The 15,371-nt window shown below is 51.9% G+C and carries 16 protein-coding genes and 1 tRNA gene; 4 read left to right on the top strand and 13 right to left on the bottom strand.

The window, feature by feature from the left end; genetic code table 11:
- Positions 1–25 precede the first annotated feature (25 nt).
- The 4 genes from JWZ98_RS11140 (at position 26) to JWZ98_RS11125 (ending at position 3,907) form a co-directional block, all read left to right on the top strand.
- Positions 26–1,612, top strand: coding sequence for a DUF935 family protein (locus JWZ98_RS11140; RefSeq protein ID WP_205454299.1), 1,587 nt, complete (start codon positions 26–28; stop codon positions 1,610–1,612).
- Positions 1,609–1,929, top strand: coding sequence for a hypothetical protein (locus tag JWZ98_RS11135; protein ID WP_205454298.1), 321 nt, complete (start codon positions 1,609–1,611; stop codon positions 1,927–1,929). The genes JWZ98_RS11140 and JWZ98_RS11135 overlap by 4 nt, the downstream gene beginning before the upstream one ends.
- Entirely contained in the window at positions 1,926–3,206 is a 1,281-nt protein-coding gene (locus JWZ98_RS11130) for a PBECR2 nuclease fold domain-containing protein (protein ID WP_205454297.1), read from the top strand. Before JWZ98_RS11135 ends, JWZ98_RS11130 begins: the two co-directional genes overlap by 4 nt.
- Before the next feature lie 107 nt (positions 3,207–3,313).
- Complete coding sequence (locus tag JWZ98_RS11125; protein ID WP_205454296.1) at positions 3,314–3,907, top strand: phage virion morphogenesis protein; 594 nt, start codon at positions 3,314–3,316, stop codon at positions 3,905–3,907.
- A gap of 105 nt (positions 3,908–4,012) precedes the next feature.
- On the opposite strand, the gene JWZ98_RS11120 is transcribed toward JWZ98_RS11125, so the two are convergent.
- From JWZ98_RS11120 to JWZ98_RS11060, 13 genes are all read right to left on the bottom strand, one after another.
- Positions 4,013–4,318 (bottom strand): flavodoxin domain-containing protein, encoded by a 306-nt coding sequence (locus tag JWZ98_RS11120; protein ID WP_205454295.1) that lies wholly within the window; start codon positions 4,316–4,318, stop codon positions 4,013–4,015.
- Between the two features lie 373 nt (positions 4,319–4,691).
- Positions 4,692–4,768, bottom strand: a tRNA-Met gene (locus JWZ98_RS11115).
- A 119-nt stretch (positions 4,769–4,887) separates the two neighbouring features.
- Positions 4,888–5,718 (bottom strand): heme-binding protein, encoded by an 831-nt coding sequence (locus JWZ98_RS11110; protein ID WP_205454294.1) that lies wholly within the window; start codon positions 5,716–5,718, stop codon positions 4,888–4,890.
- Positions 5,719–5,894: 176 nt separating this feature from the next.
- Positions 5,895–6,407 carry a phosphatidylglycerophosphatase A gene (locus JWZ98_RS11105; protein WP_205454293.1) on the bottom strand — a complete coding sequence of 171 codons (513 nt, stop codon included), beginning with the start codon at positions 6,405–6,407 and terminating at the stop codon, positions 5,895–5,897.
- Complete coding sequence (gene thiL / locus JWZ98_RS11100) at positions 6,391–7,323, bottom strand: thiamine-phosphate kinase (RefSeq protein WP_205454292.1); 933 nt, start codon at positions 7,321–7,323, stop codon at positions 6,391–6,393. The genes JWZ98_RS11105 and thiL overlap by 17 nt, the downstream gene beginning before the upstream one ends.
- Complete coding sequence (nusB, locus tag JWZ98_RS11095) at positions 7,323–7,766, bottom strand: transcription antitermination factor NusB (RefSeq protein ID WP_033158640.1); 444 nt, start codon at positions 7,764–7,766, stop codon at positions 7,323–7,325. Before nusB ends, thiL begins: the two co-directional genes overlap by 1 nt.
- On the bottom strand, positions 7,766–8,242 hold the full coding sequence (gene ribE, locus JWZ98_RS11090) for a 6,7-dimethyl-8-ribityllumazine synthase (RefSeq protein ID WP_033158641.1): 477 nt from the start codon (positions 8,240–8,242) through the stop codon (positions 7,766–7,768). Before ribE ends, nusB begins: the two co-directional genes overlap by 1 nt.
- Before the next feature lie 62 nt (positions 8,243–8,304).
- Positions 8,305–9,417, bottom strand: coding sequence for a bifunctional 3,4-dihydroxy-2-butanone-4-phosphate synthase/GTP cyclohydrolase II (gene ribBA / locus JWZ98_RS11085; RefSeq protein ID WP_205454291.1), 1,113 nt, complete (start codon positions 9,415–9,417; stop codon positions 8,305–8,307).
- A complete protein-coding gene (locus tag JWZ98_RS11080; RefSeq protein ID WP_033158643.1) occupies positions 9,414–10,070 on the bottom strand; it encodes a riboflavin synthase in 657 nt (218 codons plus the stop codon). The genes ribBA and JWZ98_RS11080 overlap by 4 nt, the downstream gene beginning before the upstream one ends.
- A 36-nt stretch (positions 10,071–10,106) precedes the next feature.
- Positions 10,107–10,349 (bottom strand): hypothetical protein, encoded by a 243-nt coding sequence (locus tag JWZ98_RS11075; RefSeq protein ID WP_205454290.1) that lies wholly within the window; start codon positions 10,347–10,349, stop codon positions 10,107–10,109.
- Positions 10,350–10,371: 22 nt separating this feature from the next.
- Complete coding sequence (gene ribD / locus JWZ98_RS11070; protein ID WP_205454289.1) at positions 10,372–11,463, bottom strand: bifunctional diaminohydroxyphosphoribosylaminopyrimidine deaminase/5-amino-6-(5-phosphoribosylamino)uracil reductase RibD; 1,092 nt, start codon at positions 11,461–11,463, stop codon at positions 10,372–10,374.
- Positions 11,453–11,911: a transcriptional regulator NrdR gene (gene nrdR / locus JWZ98_RS11065; protein ID WP_064037024.1), complete on the bottom strand. Its 459-nt coding sequence runs from the start codon at positions 11,909–11,911 to the stop codon at positions 11,453–11,455. Before nrdR ends, ribD begins: the two co-directional genes overlap by 11 nt.
- Before the next feature lie 84 nt (positions 11,912–11,995).
- Positions 11,996–15,367 carry a mechanosensitive ion channel domain-containing protein gene (locus JWZ98_RS11060; RefSeq protein ID WP_205454288.1) on the bottom strand — a complete coding sequence of 1,124 codons (3,372 nt, stop codon included), beginning with the start codon at positions 15,365–15,367 and terminating at the stop codon, positions 11,996–11,998.
- Positions 15,368–15,371 lie beyond the last annotated feature (4 nt).

Here is a 15,371-nt window from a genome sequence, read left to right as displayed (position 1 = left end):
AAGCGGAAGCTATGGGAGCCAAACCATGATTAAACAAGCCAAAGCCGCCCTAGCCAAACTCACCCAGGTCAGCAAAAAAGGCCTGGAAAAGCTGCAAGCCGGCGCGCGATCCACGCAAAGCACGTCGCTCAATTACATGAGCGTCAACACACTGGACCCGACCCGGTTAGCATCGGCGTTCGCTCAAGCCGACCAGGGCTATATCACCGATCAAGCGACGTTGTTCGAACTGGTGGAAGAACAAGACCCGCATATTTTCGCGGAACTTGCCAAGCGGCGCCGGGCTGTGACCGGGTTAGATTGGGATTTGCATCCAAAGGACGATGCGACCCAAGCCGAGATCGACCGCACCCAGGAATTAAAGGACATGCTGTGTCAGATCAAAGGAGTTGACGATGCCGCGCAGCGAAAATACCAAAGCTTTTCTGACATCTTATTCGATTTAACGGACGCGATTGGTAAAGGGTTGGCCGCTCAAGAGATCCAGTGGCGCACCGGCGCGGAATGGGTGCCGGAAGCCTTGCACTGGATACCGCAGCGCGAGTTTCAGATCGAACTTAAAACCGGCGAGCTGATGTATCGAAAAAACGGCATACCGGAGTCACTGCGGCAGTGGGGGTGGGTCATTCATGAGCACCGGGCTAAGAGTGGCTACATTGAGCAAGCGGCGCTGTTCCGGGTGTTGGCGTGGACTTATGCGTACAAGGCTTACAACGTGCGCGACATGCAGCGGTTTCTAGAGGTGTACGGCATGCCGCTACGCCTGGGTAAATATCCGAGCGGCATCGGTAAGGCCGAACGCGACCAGCTGCTGAAGGCCGTGCGCAATATCGGCAACGACGGCGCCGGCATCGTGCCCAGCACGATGACGATTGATTTTGTCACGCAAACATCAACCGGCAACGTCACCGATTTTTTAAACGCGATCCAGTATTGGGAGCGCAAGCAGTCGATGGCGATCTTAGGCGGTACGTTGACCAGCCAGGCGGACGGTAAAACGTCGACCAATGCGCTGGGCAAAGTGCATGACAAAGTACGGCGGGAGATCATGCTGCACGACGTCCAACAGATTCAACCGACCGTTAACCGCGATATTATCCGTCCTATTGTGCTGTTGAATGGCATGTTTGACAAAGACCGCGCGCCAGAATTCCGCTACGACACCGCCGACGAGGTGGATCAAAAGGCAATGGCGGAAGTGTTGGATTTAGCAGCGGCGATGGGGATGGAGATTGAAGTGGATTGGGCGCATAAGGCCTTGCAAATCCCGAAGGCCGGTAAGGATGCGAAGATTTTAACGGCATCCGGCAAACCGGCGGCACCATCACCGGCCAATGCGGCCTTGACGCGGCTGGCTGCACTGGCAAAGCAACAGGCGTCCGGCGATATCGTCGGCAATTACAGCCAACAACTTGCAGCACTGTGCATGCCGCACGAAGAGGCGGCGATTCAACAGATTGCGGCGGTGGTGGCAACGGCCGGTTCGTTTGATGAGGCGATTGCCGGGATTGAGGCGCTGAATTTAAGCGGTTCCGCCTGGGCGGAATCGTTGCAGTTGGGGATGGCGGCGGCGCATTTGGCGGGGCGCGATGAAATTGGCGGTGGTCGATGAGCAATGTGCATATTGAGATTAAGCAAGCGACCGTGCGCCGGTTTGAGGATGGCAAATCGTTTGAAAACGCCGACCCGTTTAATTTAATTACCACGCTAGATTTTATCGGCCGTGGCGAAGTGCAGATGGGTGGCGACCTGGCGTTTCCCGAAGCGCCGATCACCCGTGCCGATTTGCGCGAATTGAAGCGCCAATTGATTGGGGGCTATAGCGTCAGGCGCTTGTATTGCTGGCGTGCAAAAGGTCACAAACCGCCGTTTCCCGGTCGGCCCATCCGTGAAGATGGCAATTTGGTGTATTGGGAGATGGTGTTTTGAGCGATACGCCCGCTAAATTGCCGTTTAGCCAGGCGATTGATTTTTTTAAGAACAAAATCAAGCTGCCGACATCCGGCTGGACCGATATTTGGCAGGAGCAGCATAGCCACGCGTTTGTGGTGGCCGGCGCCGCGCAGGATGCGCTGGTGGAGGATTTTTATAATGCGCTGTTCGACGCCAAACAAAACGGCGATGGTTATGAGGATTTTCGGCAGCGGTTTGATGAGATCGTTGGCAAGCACGGCTGGAGTTACAACGGTTCTGCGGGTTGGCGTAGCAAGATTATCTACGATACCAATATTAACCAGTCTTATAACGCTGGGCGCTATCAACAAATGGTGGCGGTCAAGCATTTGCGGCCTTATTGGGAATATGACCACACCTCAATCGAGCATCCGCGCCTGGAGCATAAAGCCTGGGATGGTTTGATTTTATCGGCAGACGATGTTTGGTGGGATACGCATATGCCACAGAACGGTTGGGGCTGTCGGTGTCGCGTCAATTCACTGTCCAATTACGAAGCGGAACAGGCATGGCAGGCCAAAGGTAAATCCGGGCCAGATGCCGCGCCGCCTATCGAGTGGGAAGATAAGGTCGTTGGCGCTAAAGGCAGCAATCCGCGCACGGTGCGGGTGCCGAAAGGGATCGATCCGGGGTTTGCGTACAATCCGGGTAAAGCCTATCTGGAACCGTTGACTGTGCCGCCGTTGACGGGTTACGACGCTGTATTGAAGCAGCGCGATAAGCCATGGCCGACTGGGTTTAAAGTACCGGACATGCCGAAACCGACCAAGGTTTCATCGAATATTTTGTTGCCAGCCGATATCGCCCCGGCAGCGGCGGTGACTGAGTTTTTGGATATTTTCGGCGCTACCTTGGAGCAAGGCGCGGCGTTTACCGATGCGGCGGGCAGTACGCTGGCGATTACCAAGGCTTTATTTGAGGATGGTAAAGGCGATTTTAAGTGGCTGGCTGATTCAGATAAAGAACACCGGCTGCAATATCTCAATTTGTTGGCGATGACGCTGATCGAACCGGATGAAATCTGGTGGGTTTGGGTACAGGATACCAAAGAAAAAGGTCGTTGGCGGTTAAAACGTCGGTATTTGCGGGCTTTGGAAATTGACGGCAAAAATGAATTTGCGTATGCGGTTTTCGAGTGGGGACAGACGGGTTGGACTGGCTCGACGGTGTTTATGGGGTCGCAAAAATCGGAAAAGGCGCGCGAGGGTTACTTTGATCGGCAGCGGGCCGGCAGGATGGTCTTCAAGAAATAAAAAACGCGACCTTTTAAGGGTCGCGTTTATGGATCGGATACTGTGCAGTAGCGCGCGAGGCGCAGTCTGACCGATTCACACCTTTATTATATAGGCGGCGGTGGATTATGCAATTTGAGATAGAGTTTGAGGCCAGTCATTTAGATCGGATGATGGAGGCAATCCGCCGGGAAATTGCAACACCTGAAGAGATGCTTGGCAGCATCGGCGAATCGTTGTTACGGGTGAATAGGCGGCGGCATGAGGCAGGAGTTGATCCAGAGGGTAAGGATTGGAAGGCGTTGTCGCCTTTGACTTTGGGCAGCGCTGTTTGGAAAAATCAGGATGAATCATTCCGAAAATCTAAATCTTTAAGCATCGAAGCAGCCAGAAAAATCCGCTCAAAACGGGGCGGTGTTTTGAAGGACTCTGGTAGGATGCTGGCTAGTTTCAATTATCAAGTTTCGAGCGATACGCTAGTTTTGGGGTTTGATGGCGCCAGAGATGCAAAGTTGGCTGGGTGGCATCATGGCGGAACCGATCCTTATACGATCCTTCCAAAGGATAAAAAAGCGCTGTCGTTCGCCGGCATTATCACCAAACGGGTTAATCATCCTGGGTTGCCAAAACGGGAGCTGGTCGGCTTTCCTGATAGCGATAAAAACTTGGTCGAGAATGTGACTGCTGATCATTTATTGCGTGTTTTACAACGCGTTCGATGACGGAATAAATGGCGTTTAAACGGTATTTATTCCGCAACTGTTGGGGCTATTTTTCTGATATTCATCGGGATATTTCCGCACTTTCATCCCTAAACTGTCCGGAATTCAAGATTTTTTGTTTTTAGCCTGAATCCCGCGAATTTCGTGGTTTTCGGGGCGAAATTTGGTGTTGTGATTCGTCCGTTTTCCATCACCTCCCTTCTCCCAATCGTTAAACTCAATCACAAGATTGGGATTAGTGGGGCCGCTAGTTATCCACATGATGCAACGGATGATTTGTCTATCTAAAGGACGACAAGTTGGATAGTCAATTTTTCCAGCAAAGACCGCTAACTCACTAGGCTGCCACGCGGATTTTTTCAGAAACTTCCTGATGTAAGGATTGGTTTCCGGTCGATTTTTATCAGGCATTCGCGCCGTCCGTCAGATTGACCGAAAAAGCGCGCTGGGCTTGTTGATCAGGATCACTAAATTTCGGCGCACCCATTCGTATTGTGTCTTTTGCCGATGCAACAAATTCGGCCGAATGGCCTGTGCCGGTGATTCGTTAACACTGCCTGTATTGGCATAAAAAAGACAAACGCGGCTCGGATTTCACTGCGTATTGAACCCCCTCCGCACATGCAGCCGCCTTTAAATTCGCTCATGCAACTCTCGATGTTAGGCGTGGGGAAAAGCAAATGGCGCTGATTTGTATTCCATAAATTCGCTTACTATCTGCTTACCAGAAACTTACAGGCAACAAAAAAGGCCTAGGTCGTTAAACCTAAGCCTTCGATTTGTCTGGTAGCGGGGGCAGGATTTGAACCTACGACCTTCGGGTTATGAGCCCGACGAGCTACCAAGCTGCTCCACCCCGCGATTGATTTGGCTTATTATACAGACCTTAAATTATTTAGCAAGCAATAAACATGCTATTTGTTAAATAATGTCACCAGATAAGTTCCTTATCTGCTTGCCGTTGCTTTTAAAGCGGATGATTAAGGTTGGCCGGCAGGCAAATCCGCTGTATTCAGATCGGTATTTAAACAAGTGGGATGGCCGAAACCTCCTGCGCTAATTCCGGTACCTCCGTTCGGATTGGCGGCAATGTCGTAAATGATATTATCAGGACGCTGTGCGTCGCCACTCACTCCCCCGACGCCGACAATGTGGTCAAGCCCCAGATTATGTCTGACTCTCCAAGCGATATTATGATCGGCACAAGAGGTGTCGCCGCTTAAACCGACGCCACCGACCAGCGTTTTTCCGACTGAGTACAAGCCCAGGCCACCACCGAATACATTAACACCACCAATTTTCGAACCTACCATAGGATCTTGAGGAGTACCGTTTAAGCCTGGGTTTCCGCCGTAAGCAGCGCCCGTTTCAACGGGATTGCTCTCTTGAAGTCCGAACAAACTACCACCAGGTTGCACGGCTGAATATAAATTCGCTGTCGATAACGCCAAACCATTAGGTTTGCCAGAACCCGCGAAATCTGAGGAAGAATCGAGACTCAGCGAATTGGCGGTATTGGCTTTTTGCGCCGAGATAACTCGACTGGCCGGCCACTGTGCACCCCGATGGGTGCCGGAAAACGCTACGGCACAAACCACGCCGTCACGATTGACTAAAGTGGCCCACATATGCAAATTAAGCCCGCTTTCTTCTGCACTCACTGCGTCGTCAAGTGCTGCTTTCAATGTGGCGTGATTCGGCAAGCCCCTACAGGCCTGCCCCACCCCTTTATTGTTATCTTTATCGGCAATTGCCGCGCCAGCGCTGACCAGCATCACAAGTGAAGCAGCGAATAGCCCTCTTGTATTCATAAAAAGTCCTCCTAAGTGTTTGTATAGTTATTAGGTTTGAAGCTTAATATTTGCGGCATTCGCTGCACGCAACTAATCCCCCAAACCGGCATGGATTTTAGTCGCATGAATTATCATGGGTCAAATGAGAACAATGCCCCAAAACCACTGGCTTGTTGAACGAAAACAACGCTCACTCAGTTCGCCGGAAAATCAAACCAGAAGTGCATAATCAAGCCGGCAAAAACCCCTGCCACCACGTCGTCCAGCATAATGCCGAAACCACCATGCACGTGTTTATCAAGCCATTTGATCGGCCAAGGCTTGACGATGTCGAACAAGCGGAACAGCACAAAACCGGCCAATAGACTCTGCCAGGAATAGGTTACGCCGGTCATCGTAATCAAAAATCCGGCGACTTCATCCCAAACAATACCGCCGAAGTCATGGACTTCCAATTTTTTAGCCGCTTGACCACAAATCCAGATGCCGATGCAAACGCTGATCAGCGTAACCGACAGATAAATCCACTCATTGGTTTGCAGTAAAGCAAGGTATAGCGGAATGGCGGCGAGCGTACCCATAGTACCGGGCATTTTCTTAGCCAACCCAGAACCGAAACCAAACGCCAAAAACAAGGTGGGATCTTTGACGATTTGTAACGCAGTCAAACGTGCGTTGCCGTAATGCTCTCTAAGAAAAATGCTCAAAACCCTTCACCTCGAATGCCTCCACGCGCCCAGCCTTACGCATCCGCAAACCCGGCTCGGCTTCGATAATCCCCACGCAAGTAGCCCCCGGTAATGGTTGAGAACAATCTGCCGGCACCGTAAAACACAATTCGTAATCGTCTCCGGCAATCAAGGGCATACGCCAATCGCCGCTGTGATTGATGAACTCTGCCACTGAAGCGGATAGCGGCAAGTTGTCCCATTGCAAACACGCGCCGACGCCGCTTTGTTGCAAAATGTGTCCCAAATCGGCAGCTAATCCGTCAGAAATATCGATACAGGCATTAGCGATACCGCGCAGCGCCAAACCTTCCGAGACTCGCGGTTGTGGCTGATTAAAGCAACGCAAAGCCAACTCCGGATCTGCGCAGACATAACCCTGTTTAATTTTTAACCCCAAGCCGGCATTACCAAGCTGACCGGTAACGTATACCAAATCGCCAGCCTGGGCACCGGAACGCAATAGCGCCCTACCTTGCGGCACCGCGCCCATCGCCTGCACCGTCAAAGTCAACGGTCCGGACGTCGTATCGCCGCCAATCAGGTCGACATTGTGCTGACGAGCCAGATTGACAAAACCTCGTGAGAACGCTTCCAGCCAGGTTTCATCGACTTTAGGCAAAGTCAAAGCCAAGGTAACCGCGAATGGCTCGGCACCCATGGCCGCCAAGTCACTAAGATTCACCGCCAGTAATTTATGCCCCAGCAATTCAGGATCGGCATCGGCAAAGAAATGCACATTCTCGACCATCGTATCGGCGGTGACCGCCAATTGATGGCTGGCCGGCAGGTTCAGTAACGCGCAGTCATCGCCTATGCCCAATTGATTGAACGGATGCCTAGGAGCATGCACCGCAAAATAGCGGCGGATCAGATCGAACTCGGCGACTGCCATCAGTTTTGAGATTTCGCCTGCTTGGCGGCAATCTCGACGGCACGCTGTTTCTGTGCGACTTTATCTAGAATGCCGTTGACGTATTTATGACTGCCGTCGGCGCCGAAATCCTTAGCCAGATTGACGCCTTCGTTGATGATGACTTTATACGGCGTTTCCAAGCGGTTCATCAGTTCGTAAGCGCCGATGCGCAGAATCGCCCGCTCCACCGGATCGATTTTTTCCACCGGCCTATCGACAAATTCGGCCAGGGCCGCGTCGATCACAGCCAATTGTTTCGGTACGCCATGAAACAATTCGCTGAAATAGGTTTTTTGCGCGCCTTTCAGATGCTCTTCTTCCAGAAAATACGTTTCGATACGGATCAGGCTCTCGCCGGACATTTGCCATTGATACAGCGCCTGTACCGCGCACTTTCTAGCGTTGGTTTTTGCTTGACTCATTAACGACCCAGGTTGTTGAACAGACTGACCATTTCGATCGCCGACAAGGCAGCTTCCGCGCCCTTGTTTCCCGCTTTAGTGCCGGCACGTTCGATAGCCTGTTCGATGCTGTCCACGGTTAATACCCCAAATGCCACCGGCACATCGTATTGCAAGGCCACTTGAGCGATACCTTTCACGCATTCGCCTGCTACATATTCAAAATGCGGTGTACCGCCGCGAATGACTGCACCCAAAGCGATAATCGCATCGTATTTTTTGGTCGCCGCAATACGTTGCACCACCATCGGCAACTCGAAAGCGCCCGGCGCTTTTACCAGGGTAATGTCGTTTTTATCCGCGCCATGACGAACCAAAGCATCAATCGCACCACCTTCCAATTGTTCGACGATAAAGCTGTTGAAGCGTGAAGAAACCAGGCAAAACTTGCCGCCTTGCGCGGAAAAGTTGCCTTCCAGAGTAGTGACTGCTGCCATGTGTTTACCTGTTGTTGAATGATTAAAATGCTGTAAAACGAGTCGAATGAATCGACCCAGCCTTAATGCGTTGAATCGATATGTTCGACGACTTCCAAATCGAAGCCGGACAGACCGATGTATTTTTTCTGAGCCCCCATCACCTTCAGGCGCCGCACGCCCAAATCCGACAAGATGCGTGAGCCGGCTCCCGTGGTGCGCCAATCCGAATCTGCACTTAAATCCTGACTGTTTTTGACGCCATGATCCTGCATTTGATAGGCATGTATCAGTTCCACCAAATCCTTGTTGTTTTCTTTTTGGCGAATGATCACCAAAACCCCGCGCCCGGCTTCGGCGATATTTTTCAAGGCTTCCCGCACCGGCAAACTGCAATCGCTGCGTTTGGAAAACAATAAATCGTCTATCAAGTTACGGGCGTGGACCCGCACCAGCACCGGTTCGTCGCCGGCCACATCGCCCATCACTAAGGCTAGGTGCACATTGTCGTCGTTACAATCCTGGTAGGCATACAATCTGAAATCGCCGAATTCGGTGGGATAAACGCATTCGCTGATCCGCTCCAGGGTGTTTTCGTGTTTGATACGGTAGTGAATCAAATCGGCAATCGTGCCGATTTTCAGATTGTGCTGTTCGGCGAAGACTTCCAAATCCGGCCGCCGTGCCATCGAACCGTCGTCGTTCAGAATTTCCACAATCACTGCCGCCGGCTCAACACCGGCTAACCGGGCCAGATCGCAGCCCGCTTCCGTATGGCCAGCCCGGTTCAACACGCCGCCGGCTTGTGCCATCAACGGGAAAATATGCCCCGGTTGCACCAGATCACTCGGCTGGGCGTTTTTTGCTACCGCCGCCTGCACGGTCAACGCGCGGTCGGCGGCGGAAATACCGGTGGTCACGCCTGTAGCCGCTTCAATCGACACCGTGAAATTGGTGGTGTACGGCGTATTGTTGTCGCTGACCATCAAAGGTAAACGCAACTGTTGACAGCGTTCGCGGGTCAAGGTCAGACAAATCAGGCCGCGGCCGTATTTAGCCATAAAATTAATATCTTCCGGCCGGGCAAAGGCCGCCGCCATCAACAAATCGCCTTCGTTTTCCCGGTCTTCATCGTCCATGATGATGACCATTTTGCCTTGGCGCAGATCGTCGATGATTTCTTCTATGCTATTCATTTAATAAAGCCTGCGTTTTGTAATAAGGCCTCGGTGACGCCGCCTTGACTGTAAGCAGCGGCTTCCCCTTGCATCAGACGTTCCAAGTAGCGGGCCAGCAAATCGACTTCCAGATTTACCTCGCTGCCGGCTTCGGTTTGACCCAAGGTGGTTTCTTGTAAGGTATGCGGCACGATATTCACGGAAAAATAAGCGCCATCAACTGTGTTGACAGTCAGGCTGATGCCGTTAATGCAAATCGAGCCTTTTTCGGCGATGTATTTGGCCAGCGAATCCGGCGCCTTGAATTTGAAGCGAATCGAGCGGCCATCGGCCTGTTTCTCGACCACTTTACCAATACCATCGACATGACCACTGACAATATGCCCGCCCAACCGACTGGAAGGTGTCATCGCCAACTCCAGATTCACCGGCGTACCGGTACTTGCGGTCTTTAAAGTGGTACGCGACAAGGTCTCATTGGAAACGTCGGCGCAAAAATAATGTTCGCCCAACTCCACGGCGGTCAGGCAAACACCATTTACCGCGATGCTGTCGCCCAACGCGCATTCGCGCAGCGACAGCTTGCCGGTATCGATAATCAACCGGCAATCGCCGCCTTTAGGCTGGATGGCCTTGATTTTGCCGATGGCTAAAATAATCCCGGTAAACATGGTTATCACTCAAAAAAGTAAAAATGTCCGTTACGATCAGCGCGGAGCGGTCTCGGTGGATGGCTTTGGGGTTTGGGGGGCCGTGTCTTTATTTGGCGACTTGGCCGGCTTACGATAAACATCAAAGGTTTGATAGGTGCCGCTATGATAATCGTAGACTTCGATTTCGTGCTTTTCGCCGATCACTTTGCCGCCTTGAATCTGCAAGGTGCTGGTTTCCGGTTTATCGTCCTCATCAGCCGTCGCCCAAGCAGGCAGCAGGCTAATTAACAATGTCATTACAACAATACTTTTCATCGTTTCAATCAGTTTTTGCTTGATAACGCAATCTCAAATCCGGTCCAATTTGCCGGGCTTCGATCAGGCGCAGTGTTTTTTTATCCTGCATGGTCAGCATGCCCGACAGACTAAACAAGCCGCGCGCTTGATCTCCCAGCACACAGGGCGCCATGTAAATCAACCATTCATCGACCAGTCCGCTATCGAGCAGCGCACCGTTCAGCGTGGCACCTGCCTCCACCCAAACCGTGTTGATTTGTAACTCGGCCAGCAATTTAAAAATCTGCGCCAAGTCTGCACGCCCATTCCGCGCATCGACTTGAAAGACTTTGCAGCCCACATCGCGTAATTTCTGCTGTTTTAGCGCGTCGTCGCTACAGGTCATGATCCAGACGTCTTCCGCATTGTCCAACAGCCTGGCGGATAAAGGCATACGTAATTGCGAATCCAGCACCACTTTGACCGGCTGCAACGCATCGAAATCCACACGCGCACTCAGTCGGGGATCGTCGTACAGCACCGTATCGATGCCGGTGACAATCGCGCTGCTGGCCGCCCGCCAGATCTGCACGTCTTGCCTGGCGTGGGCGGACGTAATCCATTGACTCTCGCCGGATGTCAGCGCCGTACGGCCGTCCAAGCTCATGGCCAGCTTGCTGCGTATCCACGGCAAACCCTGCCGCATACGTTTAAAAAAGCCTTGGTTTAGCGTTTCCGCTTCTTGCTGCAAGACGCCGACCAGCACCTCAATGCCGGCTTCGCGGAGTTTCTGCAAACCGCGGCCAGCCACCAAGGGATTGGGGTCCTGCATCGCCACGACGACTCGGCTGATGCCGGCAGCGATTAATGCCTCGCAGCACGGGCCGGTTTTACCATGATGGCTGCAAGGCTCCAACGTCACATAAGCTGTCGAGCCTCGTGCGTTGTCTGTTTTGGCCAGCGCATCGACTTCGGCATGGGCAAACCCGGCGCGTTGTGTCCAACCCTCGGCAATCACCTTTTCGTCCTTGACCAACACGCAGCCCACATGCGGATTGGGGTCAGTCGTGTATTTACCGTTCTGCGCCAATTTGACGGCTCGCGCCATATAGGCCGCGTCTTGGCTAGGCGTCATGCTTTTGCAGATTTTCGATCATCGCGGTGAATTCGGAGACATCCTGGAAGCTGCGATACACGGAGGCGAAACGCACGAAAGCGACATGATCGAGTGTTTGCAATTCTTGCATCACCAATTCACCCAATTCGCGAGCCGGAATCTCGCGCTCGCCTTTTGCCGTCAGGGCTTTCTTGATCCGGCTCAGTGCGGCCTCGACGGCGTCTACTTGGACCGGGCGTTTTTCCAGGGCTCGCTGCATACCAGCCCGCAGTTTGGCTTCGTCGAAGCTTTGCCGGGCACCGTTGCGTTTGATGATGCGCGGCAGGGTCAATTCAACCACTTCAAAGGTGGTAAACCGCTCTTTGCAGGCCACGCATTCCCGGCGGCGTTTGACTTGATCGCCATCGTCGGCCAAGCGGGTATCGATTACCCGAGTATCTTGTGCTGAGCAAAACGGACAACGCATAGTTAAAGAGCCAAAGCCAGGTTCAAAGGGCGGCCATTTTATTACAGAATGGCTTTATATTGAAATCGGCTAATAAACCGCGCCTCATTCGTTCAATACCCCTTTTGCGACCGAGCGGATGTGCACATCGCGCTGCGGAAAAGGTATCTCGATATGGTGGGCCAGCAAGGCTTCGTAAATTTTCGTGTGCAGGCGATGGGTAACCACCGTCCTATCGCTGAGTTCGCGGACGAATACGTTAATTTTGAACTGCAGGGCGCTATCACCAAAACCAATAAAGATTACCACCGGTTCCGGATCGCTCAGCACTTGCTCTACGCTTTTTACCGCATCCGCCAGAATTTCCTCCACCATCTCCACGCTGGTGCCGTAGGCTACGCTGACCGGCACCACCACTCGGGTGACGGTATCCGACAATGTCCAGTTGATCAATTGATCGGTAATAAAGGTTTTATTCGGCACTACCAACTCTTTTCTATCCCAATCGACAATATGCGTCGCCCGCATTTGTATTTTGCTAACCCGACCCGTGACATCGCCGACGGTCACGGTGTCTCCGACCCGAATCGGCCGTTCGAACAGCAAAATAATACCCGATACCATGTTCGCGAAAATCTCCTGCAAACCAAAACCTAAACCCACCGACAACGCCGCCACCAACCATTGCACTTGCGACCAACTGCCACCCAGCTCGTTGGCCACCGCCAAAAAGGCCACCGTTATCAGGGAATAACGCACTAATTGGATTAATGCGTAACGACTGCCGGCAGTCATCGCAAACTTGCCGGCGGTTACCAAATCCACCAAGGCCGGAAAGTTGCTGGCAAACACAAAAGCCAGAGCGCTATACACCAAGCAAATCAACAAATTGATCAGTGTGATGGGTTGCAATGTTTCCTTACCTTCTACCATTTCGCTGTGCTGCCACAGCACGACCTGATCGAAAACGGTCAAGGCCGGCAAAATATCGCTCCAGATCATCCAGAAACCCATCAACATGATCACCATCACCACCGTGGTCAAAAGCTTATGGCTTTGCTGGTTGATTTTGGAAATATCCAGTAATTGCTCCTCGATCGCATACCCACCTTCCAGATTGGCGCTACTCACAGCGGCTTGCTCAACTTGTTTGCGTTTCTGCCTCGCGTTTTTTAAGGCTAATTGCCGCTCGGTATTGCGCAACCAACGCAATACCAGGCCCTGGAACAATACGGTGATAAAAATCAAACGTAGGGTCAGTAGTAGCTTAGCCTGTAACTCCAATGCGCTTTGGTAATAGCCCGCCACCGCAAAGCCGATGATGACCAACGGCGTCAACACGGCGATACCATACCAGAGATAACGCATACTGCTGAGCCAGCCGGCGGATTGTTGATAGAAGTTCTTGCCTAAACCGGTCAAGGGTTGCGTAAGGCGATGCAACACATAGCTCATCATCAACATCATCACGATCATTGCCGTTCTACCCAAGGCATGACTGTGTTCCGAAAACAAATCGCTACCGGTCATCGCGGTGATAAACACGCAAGGTACGAGAACGAATCGCGCCCATTTCATCTGCGCGTAAAGTAATCGAACCGCATGTTGCGGCCATTGCAACAAGGTGTCCGCGACGCCGCCCGGTTTAAACAAACGAAACACAAATTGCACCATGCACAAGGACACGGCCGTAGCGGTAAGGCCTTCGGCAAAAGCATGGCTAAACAGATCGGCCCGGACATTCAGGATCAACACCCCGGCCATCCAAGCCATCAGCAACGGACCGGACAAAGAGAGCATTAACAGATAAAGCAAGCTGGATAAAATGTCCGCAAACTCTCGATTGGCGGCTTTTTTTCCTAACAGCTCCGTCAAGCGCTGTTTGACGCCGGCGCGAAAACGCCAGTGAAATATCACGACACTCAAGCCACCGAGAGCCAGCAACGGGAAATGACTGATACCGTCCCAAAAGCCACTGAGCACTCCCAACCAGTTGCCAGGACTCATAAACCACAGCAAGGAGGAGAAAATATCTTGCAGGAAATATTTGTCGATCACCCGAGCGCTGGGCACCCAAAGCAAGCGTTGATCCAAGTACGCGCTAAATTTGTCGGCTATACCCAGCATTTGCTGCAAACTAAAATCGACATCGCCCAGCACGCGGCCATATTCGTTGTAACCGTTAGCCAATCTTGCCACCAGATCTTTCTGATCGTTCAGCAACATTCGCAATTCGGTGCGCACCCGCAGTTTGTCCGACTCAGGTGTGGCTTCCGGCAACTGCGCCATCCGCGCCAACAACAGCTGATTTATATCGACCAGGCCTTTTTTGGTTTCATCCAGCTTGAACATTTCCAGGCTCGCCAGCGCGATCTGATTTTGAATCTCATCGCCCAAGCTGCTGTATTGTTTGCGTTGCGGCAAATTGCGGCGCTGTTCCCGCAGTAAATTACCCAAGGCCGGGCTTAAACCCGCCAGACTGATTTTTTGCTCGGCACTTTGGAAATCTTTTTCCAGCTGTTTATAACGAACGTCTATTTCATTTTTTTGGAGCGAGTATTGCTCCATGTTTTTATTGATTTCCTGCAAACTGCGGTTGAACTGCATGTTCTCTTTCGTGGCAGCGCGAATTAACGGATGCTTGCCCTCGGCTTCTTTTTCAGCTTGCAATAACGCCGCCTGTTCTTTGTCGGTTTCCTGCTGACGCCGCTCAAGCAGGAAATTATCGAGGTCGGCAATCACCAAGCTCTGCTGCTCGCGCTGCAAGGTCAACAGATGGACACGATCTTTATTGGTTTGTAATTGCAGAGGATTGCTAAGATTTTCCAGCTCCAGCGTTTTCAGCGTGCTGTTTAACAAGCGAATCCGGCTATCCAACTGTACCTGTCTGGCTTCTTTTTGATAGAGATTATCGCCGGACTCAGACGCCAAGACTTGTTGTTCATGCTGACTGGCAGCCTGCTTGCTTTTGATTTCGGATACTTTTTCCCTGATCAATTGCGGGCGGCCGCTCAGTTCGCCCAACGTGGCTTCGATACGGCTGATCTCCGCATCCATATCGCTAAGCCGGGTTTTTTCGATAAGCAGACGTTGCTCCAACTCATCCGTCGGAAAAATCGTGAGCTTTTCCGGCTTACGAGTTTTCAAATTGCTTTCGGCCTCGGCTATTTGTCTTGCCAATTGCTTCACTTCTAGGGGCAAGCTGTTTAATGCCTGCTTGAACGACTCAGCCTGTTTATCCTGGGCCTCCAGTTCATTGAGGTTATCTTCGCTCTCCTGATAAGCGGCCAGAATCCGTTTTTTTTGTTCTTCAGGCAGATTTTGCTTGTCTTTGACGGTCTGAATACGTTGTTGTATGTCGGCAAGCGATAGCACTTTAATCGCTGTATTTTGATTTGCGGCGTGGGCAAGGTTTAAACTGATCAACAAAAACAGCAAACAAAAGGTAAAGCCGGGTCTTAAAAAATTTGGTTTCATGCGT

It is taken from the genome of Methylomonas sp. EFPC1, from assembly GCF_016925515.1.
Lineage (GTDB): Bacteria > Pseudomonadota > Gammaproteobacteria > Methylococcales > Methylomonadaceae > Methylomonas > Methylomonas defluvii.
Note: the sequence above shows the minus strand (reverse complement) of the source record. Positions and strands in the feature narration are given on the sequence as shown.